8 protein-coding genes are annotated in these 8,646 nt (G+C 59.5%); 5 read left to right on the top strand and 3 right to left on the bottom strand.

Annotation, left to right across the window (positions count from 1 at the left end):
• Together PLL20_20690 and PLL20_20685 are read right to left on the bottom strand one after the other, a co-directional pair.
• Positions 1-794 (bottom strand): hypothetical protein (locus PLL20_20690; GenBank protein HPD32418.1); only part of this gene is annotated, 794 nt, incomplete at its 3' end.
• Positions 791-943, bottom strand: a complete 153-nt coding sequence (locus tag PLL20_20685) for a hypothetical protein (protein HPD32417.1) — start codon at positions 941-943, stop codon at positions 791-793. The genes PLL20_20685 and PLL20_20690, both read right to left, overlap by 4 nt.
• A gap of 540 nt (positions 944-1,483) precedes the next feature.
• On the opposite strand from PLL20_20685, the gene PLL20_20680 reads away from it, so the two are divergent.
• From PLL20_20680 to PLL20_20660, 5 genes are all read left to right on the top strand, one after another.
• Positions 1,484-2,581 carry a GntR family transcriptional regulator gene (locus PLL20_20680; protein HPD32416.1) on the top strand — a complete coding sequence of 366 codons (1,098 nt, stop codon included), beginning with the start codon at positions 1,484-1,486 and terminating at the stop codon, positions 2,579-2,581.
• A 19-nt stretch (positions 2,582-2,600) separates the two neighbouring features.
• Positions 2,601-3,635, top strand: a complete 1,035-nt coding sequence (locus PLL20_20675; protein HPD32415.1) for a prepilin-type N-terminal cleavage/methylation domain-containing protein — start codon at positions 2,601-2,603, stop codon at positions 3,633-3,635.
• A 97-nt stretch (positions 3,636-3,732) separates the two neighbouring features.
• Positions 3,733-6,198: a hypothetical protein gene (locus PLL20_20670; GenBank protein ID HPD32414.1), complete on the top strand. Its 2,466-nt coding sequence runs from the start codon at positions 3,733-3,735 to the stop codon at positions 6,196-6,198.
• Between the two features lie 91 nt (positions 6,199-6,289).
• Entirely contained in the window at positions 6,290-7,138 is an 849-nt protein-coding gene (locus PLL20_20665) for a PEP-CTERM sorting domain-containing protein (protein ID HPD32413.1), read from the top strand.
• 124 nt (positions 7,139-7,262) lie between these two features.
• On the top strand, positions 7,263-8,327 hold the full coding sequence (locus PLL20_20660) for a type II secretion system protein (protein HPD32412.1): 1,065 nt from the start codon (positions 7,263-7,265) through the stop codon (positions 8,325-8,327).
• On the opposite strand, the gene PLL20_20655 is transcribed toward PLL20_20660, so the two are convergent.
• Positions 8,307-8,646, bottom strand: a 340-nt coding sequence (locus PLL20_20655; GenBank protein HPD32411.1) for a phage terminase large subunit family protein, incomplete at its 5' end; no start/stop codon positions are given. The genes PLL20_20660 and PLL20_20655 overlap by 21 nt on opposite strands.

The raw sequence follows: 8,646 nt of genomic DNA, 5'->3' as shown, positions 1-8,646 counted from the left end.
AGCGTCCACTCGTCGTTAGCCGCCTGTTTGGTCTGAGATTGGGGCTCGATCAGCGCACCCAGCATGCCGTTGACAAAGAGCATGAAGATGGCGAACAGCCCGATGCTCCTGGCGGCGTCATCTCCGGCAGGCCACGCCAGCGAGAACGCCTGTGCGGGCAGAGCTTCGTGGAGCCCGGCAAGCCCGCCCACCTCCCTGAACAGCGGCGGCAAAAGCATGAACGACAGAACAATGATGAGAATGCCCTGCAGCACATCGGTCCACGCCGCTGCCACCAGGCCTCCTGCGGTACCGTAAATGATGATGATCGCGGCCGCGGTGGGTATGACTACCTCCTTGCTCAGCGCGCCTTGCGTCACCGCCTCCATGATCTGCCCCATGCCGATCAAGATCGTCCCGATCATGACCGCGGCGTTCAGCAGCGTGCTCACACTGAAAAAAAGACCCAAGCCCTTGCTGTAACGTAAATCGAAAAAGTCCGCCGTGGTGTAGAGCCGCAACCGCCGGATCAGCGGCTCGATGACCCACTGGATCGGCATGTACAGCATATACAGCCAACTGTACCAGATCCCCGACATGCCGTGCGTGTACGTCACACCTGATACGAGTATGGGATGTGTGTTGCTGGTTCCCACCCCGAAAGACGTCATGATCATCAGCAACTTGCCGAAACGGCGCCCCCCGACGTAGAACTCCTTCTGGGTGCCCACCCGCCTGGCAGATAGCAACCCGATCGCGGTGACCACGCCGAAGTACAGCAGGATGACGATGACGTCAAGCGTCGGAAGGTTCATGATGGGTCTCCCAAGAGCCACTTGACGCCCAGGATCAACGCCGCCACGCAAGCGACTACCACGAAGAAACCGATGGCCGTCTGCTGATAGGGCATGAAGTACCGCAGGCTTGGACGGGTAAGCGGTGGCTGGTTTCCCGATTCGTTCATCTGACAACCTCACAATTCCGTTGCTCGGAGACTCGCGGGCGCATCGCGCGCGGCATAAGCTGTGCCTTCGGCCACTTTGCCGTCATGCCGTTGGCCGGCTCAACGATACCTCCCGCACATCGCATGAAATCAGAGCTCATGCTAGCGACCCGAGGTTCCCCAACTGCCCGAAGATAGTCCGCACGGCTGGCGTCGGTGGTCTGGCTGGCGGGAATCCCCCGGACTACCCGTAGGCACTCCTCTGGATCCCAGTTTGCCTGCCCAGATTCCTCACTACGTCGCAAGCGCTTAAGTTAGCATGCCGAGCGGCGACAGTCAATACAGCTTGTAGCTATGTGTTATTAGGATATAACAACATCATGTTGTCTCGGCTACGATCATATAAGTGGTTTTATTACAGTTGTTTATGGCTGTCAAAACCTATCTACGAGCCAGCCAGGCCACGCGCAAGAACCGGCAAAATGGAATCTTCAAATAATGCAAACGAAAAATTCATAACGACGTCTTGACCGGCTTGTCTTAATGTGTTAAGATGATGTCATGACACCAGTAGTAAGGGGATCAAAAGCGAGATTCCTGAAAGAGTCTCTCCTTCGCGAGATGACCGAGCAGCGAATCCCTATCGGGGCTCGCTTGCCGTCGGAGAGCGAGTTGATGGCCCGCTTCGCGGTCAGCCGAACGACGGTCCGCCAAGCGCTCGCCGAGTTGACCAACGAAGGATTTATCGCGAAACGGCAAGGTCGAGGCACATTCCGGATCTCGCCAGAAGAAAGGCGCCGACGTGGCGAGCGGTCAATGCTGGTGGGAGTGTGGTTCAACTGGCCGTCAGGCCCGCTGTATGGGCCCATGCTCGACGGTATCCGCAGCGAATTGGTGCACTGGGGTTACCATGCCGTCCTGGAGGGAGGGCTGGAGACGGGAGCAGAAAAACAGGGAATATCCAGTTTGATACGAAAAGGTCTGGATGGCTTCATCGTATCGCCTTCATCCGACCCCTCTGATTCGCACCAGCCCATAGTCGAGATCCTCGAACGTCGGTTGCCACTGGTCCTGATCGACAAACGGCTGCCGGGCTGCGAGGCTGATCTGGTGGCCACCAACAACCGATTGGGAGCCGAGCAACTAATGTCACATCTTCTGGCTCTCGGGCATCGACGGATCGGATTCATCGGGACGGCAAATGTCTCCACGGTTGAAGAGAGGCTTCAGGGATATCGTTTCATGTTGCATAAGCATGGTCAGCCGATCGATCCGGTCTGGACCAAGGTCAGCGACGACGTGTATCAGGACCATGGGCGCACGGCTGCTCGCGAGTTGCTTTCTTTGCCGTCCGATCGTCGGCCGACCGCGGTTTTTGGGGCCAACGATCCTATTGCGGAGACGGTGGCGGCGGTCGCAGCAGAACTCGGTCTGAGAATCCCCGCAGATCTGTCGGTCGTGGGGTTCGATGCGGCGGGTTTCAATCTGGAACAGCCGTCGTGGCTCACAACCTACGCTCAGCCCAAATACCGTATCGGCCAGCAGGCCGCACAATTGCTGATGCGGCGGATTCATAACCCGGTTCCGCATATTGAAACCGTTTTTTTGGAAGGCGAACTCATTCAAAGACAATCGACGGCACCCCCGAGGGAGCCGTAGGCGTGGCAGGAGAGGCAGGATGGCGGTACACACCGCGACTATTGGCACGTTGGGTTGCCCCGGGTCGGTGAAAAAGGCGCGGCGCAACATCTCCCACAGTTCACGGGTCGGTTTCACGCTGATCGAAGTGCTTGTTGTCGTAGTAATACTGGCGTTGCTCATAGCGGTGTTGTTGCCGTCTCTCCGTCAGGCACGTGAGCAGGCGAGGTTGGTTGCCTGCCAGGCAAACAGCAAGCAAATCGCTGCGGCGTTGGCCCAATATCGTTCCGAAGAAAACGATTACGTCCCGGTGGTATTCAACTATGCCGCCAGCGTTCTTGGAGCGTGGAATCCGCCTGCGCGGGCGTGCTGGGTATCGGTGGCCCTTCGCAAATATGACCAGGGAACGAACCACCTGGGATCCAGATATGGTGGACAGTTTGATCCGGAGACGGTGTGGGATCGTGCCACCAAGGATGCTTACGAAGCCAAAGCAATGCCGGAACAGTATGCGTGTCCCTTTGAACGCGGCCGCGGACCAGGGCACGAAACGTGGCGGGACGAGGGGTTCTTCCGGTTCTACGAGAAACAGGGGCGGTTTGAGAGCTTCCAGACTTGGCTTTGGGAAAACATAGTCCCGCAACGCCTCCCGGCTCACGGCGTCGCATGGCCTAGTGGCAAGGGCGCGGCCGGGGACGGCCTGCCCCGATTTGCTTCGTTTTCATGGAACAAAATCCGCGTTCCGCAGGAACTGCGGACCACGTTTGCGGATGGTCTCCCGGTACCCTCGATCGAGGGCAGCTTGCTTCCGGGAGGCCGCCCCAACGATCCGTCCAAGAGTGCCTGTCGCCGCTGGACGATGGGAGACGTGAAACGTCTTCGGAGTGGGAGCATGAGTACCAGCGCCGTGGCTTTCTGTGCAGCCGGCGAACACATACTCGGCGATCAGCCCAACCAACTGATTGGTAGAGCGAACGTCGGTAGTCATCGCAGGTCCGGAGCAGGTGGGACAAATGTGGTTTTTGCCGACACGCACGTGGAGTGGGTGCGCGGCACCCAAATCGGCTGGCCATGAGTCCGCTCGGCCGCGACGGAGCCCCAGAAAGGGGCCGGCACGTGGCCAATCGTATGTAGTCGTTGAAGCGAATCTTAACTGGAAGGAGGAGTAAACGATGCGATGGGGCCCGATGACAATGAACGCGGTAGGTGTTCTGGGTGTTATGGCGGCCGTCGGGGTGGCTTATGGTGAGTCCTTTCTTGAGGATTTCGAGAATCCCGCGATCTACCCCATCGGCTGGCACCTGCGTGACACGGATCCCTGGTGGGGTCAAAGCGGCACCAGTGATGATCCGATCATTCAGGCCGGCGCGGGCGTCGGGGGTTCCGTCGGCCTCTCTGCGGCCGCCCGGAATTTCCACTGGGTCGCCCGGCCGTTCGAGTGGAAGGATCCCACCATTGCCGGCGTGATCATCCGGATGGACTTCCAAACACCCGGCAACACGGGCGATTCCTATTGGCCCTTCCGCGACAAGATCGGCTGGACAACCAACCAGTTCAGCACGGATTCCGCCGAATGGCTTCAGATCGAACTGTATAAGAACCAAATCCGCGGCAGCTGGAAGAACGCTTCAGGGAGCGACCGAACGCCGACTATTGTGACGTATGATGTCACTCCCGGAGTCACACCCATGACCGCGAACACCTTCTACCGCGCGGCGTTCAAGCTGACCAAGCTGACGATGACATCAGCCAAGATCGACGTCTCACTCCACACGATTAACCCCGACGGAACGACGGGTTCTGAGGTTGTCTCGGGCACGATCGCGGATACCGACGCGCTCGCCAGCGACACCCCAAATCCTGCACTGTTCACGGCTCCTGCGATGTGGCCGACCTACCGGAATTACAACAACGGTGCTTCGGCCAAGTGTGACAACGCGTATTTCGAAATCATTCGGATCAGTGCGCCCGACTGTTTCAGCAAGGTGACGCCCGAAGAGGCCCAGGGAGTCGAGACGGACATCAACGCCGCGCCGACGCCCTCCTCGATCAACTACACTGTCCAGAACCTGGGACTGAACACGTTTACGTACACGGTGGTTGAACTGGATGATCAGCAGCAACCGGTCGATGTCTCCTGGATATCAATCAACAAGACGGGCGCGACGGTGGCGGCGCAGACATCTGACACGCTGACGGTCAGCTTTGATTCCGCCGGCCTGGCCGGCGGTTCGTATACCGCTTACCTGAAGTTCACGGACGACTGCGACCCGGCCGTCGAGCACATTCGGCAGATCAATCTGTCGGTTTACGGATGTCGCTGGACGCTGGATTCGTGCAGCCAGGAGCGGGCCTATCTGCTCGATTATCCGGCAAAGCTGCCTGAGGACGTCGTCTATCGGCTCACGAATACGGGAGCGTACCCGGTCAACTACACCGTCGCCAAGTCGGGTGACAGTAGCTGCTTCGAGTGGCTCACGGTGATGAATCCGACCGGCACTGTTGAGGTCGGTGGGTACGTGGACATCGTGGCCCACATCGACGTCGCCGCCCTGGCCGGCCACGACACCGATGAAGACTATGAATGCACGCTGACCTTCACGGACAACTCTTCACCACAGGTCGTGACGCGCGACGTGAAGCTCCGTTATCTCGGCGTCGGCGACACGCAGGTGTTCATGTACGACGGGAGCACGCTTCCGACGAACGATGATTCCGCCGGCCCCGGCCTGCGGTTCGACGTGGACGACGGAGAGTTCAACGGCGCTGTTGAGCCGGACCCGGATGCCGACAATCACTATGTCTGGCGGCTGATCGACCCCGGGAACGACATCAAGACTTGGTATCGGGCGAAGTTCTTCAACCCCGAGTCGAGCAACTGGGAGCGCGTGCGGGAACGCGGCAGTGTGGGTTCGACCATTCTTGCCCGGCTGAAACTCCGCTCCTGGGGCCCCGCCGGCAGCACCAGGCGGGCCATGCTCCGCATCGCGGAAACGGATGCCTCTGCGGCTGATTTTCACTGGGGCGGCCTCGATGGAGTCGCAGCCGAAACGAAGCGGGGCGTTATGGTTCAAACCGGGATGGGCACGGACGGCTTCGTGACCCTGCGCCTGACCTCGAAGGGCTCTGAAGAGGACGCCGCGTGGGATTGTGGGCGCATCGTGCGCCTCTATTTGAACGAGAACCCGACGCCGGTTATCGAGATCATCAACGCCATGGCCAAGGGAACGGGCGCCTCGGGCGACAGGGGTTTCTGGTTCGGTGACAGCAGTGGCGACCAGACTATTGACATTGCTTTCGACTGGGTGAGCGGCACCAATGCCGGGGCATTTGCGCCCGGAGAGGAAGTCGCCGTGCTGGGAAAAAGCTTGGTCCCGGTATTTGGTCCGGGCCAGGTATGCAACGTGCCCTTCGCCGATATAGACGGCGACGGAGATGTGGATCAGACGGACTTCGCTGCTTTTCAGCGGTGTTACATGTCGAGTCCGTTTGACTGGGACAATTGCCATTGCTTGGACCGGGCGGGCAATCAGGACGTCATCGACAGCGATGACCTTTGGGCGTTTGAGGCGTGCGCAACAGGTCCCGGCGTGGCTTTCGACGTCGATCGTCCTCCGGAGAACTGCGTTCCGTATTGAGCGAAGAAGCGCAGCCTATAGAAAGCTGCATTCAATCGTTTATCGTGGTTGTGCCGTTCTCTTGCAAATTCCTATTAGAGGAGGTGTGAAAATGACTATTCTCAAATGGCTGGTTGTGACCGTCGTGATCGGCGTCACCGGGGCCGGGGTCGCCGGCGCCGCGATCTTCATCGAAGACTTCGAGTCCGGCTACACGGATGGTGACAACATTGCGGCGTACGCACCCGATTGGTATGGCGACGGGGCCACCAACAGCCCGACGATTCAGGCCGGGCAAGGCTTGGCTGGGTCTGTGGGCTTGTCTGAAGCCAAGAACTGCTTCAACTGGTCGGCCCATCCCTTCACTTGGACCGACCCGAGCGTGACCGGCGTGATCATCGGAATGGACTTCCAGACGCCTGACATCATGGATGCAGCTTTTCCTTTCAAGGATGATCGCATTGGCTGGACGATCGACCCGGCTTCGTCGAGCACATCGAGCATCTTCTCCGTCCAGTTGTCCCAGAATGGCACCGGCGGGTTCGATATTGAGGGATACTTCAAGGATGGTAGCAAGACAAGGACCGATACGATCATCAGCTACACGACGCCGGTTCAGGCGAATGCCTGGTACCGGTTCCAGGTCAAGTACACCAAGCTGACGAATACTTCGGCCCGAATCGACGCCACGGTGTGGGAGTTGGATGCCAGCGGCGCTCAGGGCAACATGATTGTCACCGGGACGATCGCTGATAGTTCCGCGTCGTCAGGGGATTGGACCCACAGGCCGCCGGAGGCCCTGTTCACCGCGGCAACCATGTGTCCTTCGTTCAAAAACTATAATCAAGGGGCAAACGCAAAGGCGGACAACGCCTATTTCGAGATCATCCCTGAGCCGACGACGATCGGGCTCATGCTCGGCGGCGTGTTTCTAATGATGCGGCCCCGACGCCGCAGGTAAGCGGGAAGCATGTGGCGCCATGCCATCAGCGACCGCAGCGGAGTGCGTTCGTGCGCGCGGATCGCCCTTCTTAAAGGCCTTCAGGGAATCCGAAGCGAGAAGCCATGTGTCAGGGGGCCGTGTAATGAATGGCATGCTGAAGACTCGCGGATTCACACTGATTGAGGTCTTGGTGGTGGTGGCGATCATCGCCCTGCTGGTGGCCATTCTGCTGCCCGCGCTTTCCCACGCGAGGAACGAGGCTCGTAGCGCCCTGTGCGCGAGCAACATGAAACAGGCTGTTAGCGGGGTGATTCTGCAGATGGCCGAGACCCAGATGCGCAGGGAGGTCTGGAGCACCAACTTCGGCTGGGCGGTGTACTCACAAAAACAGCTCAAGGGGCAGACAGACGTGTTCACCTGCCCATCGGACGAAAACCCCTTCCCGGTTCCCGGCGTGTTGGACAGGCTTTACTCCGGGGGCAGGTATCGCGGTACGACCACTGGCGACGGCATCTTCAATCGGGTGCTTCGCGACGGTAGCGGATGGGTGACGGACATCCAGGACCAGGTGGATGAGGATGAATTCGGCGGCGACGCCTATGATGACCCGAACGGGGACCTTCTGGTCAAGCACAACGCGACGAAGGGACAGCATTTTGCCGACGCGACAATCTGCAAAGGCAAAGCGACTTGGCGACACGACGTTTACACCTACAAAGGCGAGCTGATCGCCCAAGACGTCGGCGGCGGTGTCCACGTCACCGTCCCGATTCTGTGGATGAGCTACGGTGCCAACGCCAGTGCCGGGCTGAAGAACGTCAAGGGCACGCCTATCCTGGTCGCCGAGGCCGGCAAACCGGGTATCTTCCCTGAAAACCTCCACAGCTATCCCTCCGACCACCTTGGCTGGGCCCTGCGCTTTCGTCACGGTGAGAGAACCGAGAAGCCGGCCGTGGCTGGGGCCAACTGGACCGCGGGGACGCTTGGGGGCAGGCCACCCCAGACTGGAGGCAACCTTCCCGCCTCATGGATAGACAGCCACTACACACCCCGATCACGCATGAACGCCGGCTTCCTCGACGGACATGTTGATCGCTTGGGCTACTGGCAAGTAATGGACATCAACCGGTTCACGCCGACCGGTCGTCCCGCGCCCAAGAGCCCTCTGTGGCTTGGTACTCGGCGGTCAGACTCGATTTCTTTCTGAACGTTGCGTCTCTCTTGTCGCGGATGCAGGTACGATCTGCCGGTGGCTGGCTGACACTTCTGGCACCGGCTCGGTGCCGTAGTCGATCACGTAGCCGGTGAAGTCGGCCTCCCATGCGACCACGAGCCAGAACAACGCCTTGGCCTGCACGTCGATGAACATGGTCAGGTGGGTGCAGCCTATGGGCACCTCGCCACGGGCATGGCCGCTAGTCTTCGCGGCGATCGCATCGGCGGTCATCAGGTCGCCATCGGAGACGTCTTCGGGTGCCAGCGTCGTTCTGAAAGTGCAGAGATTTCGCCGGTTTGAATATGTAGTC

It is taken from the genome of Phycisphaerae bacterium, assembly GCA_035384605.1.
In the GTDB taxonomy this organism is placed as follows: domain Bacteria; phylum Planctomycetota; class Phycisphaerae; order UBA1845; family PWPN01; genus JAUCQB01.
Note: the sequence above shows the minus strand (reverse complement) of the source record. Positions and strands in the feature narration are given on the sequence as shown.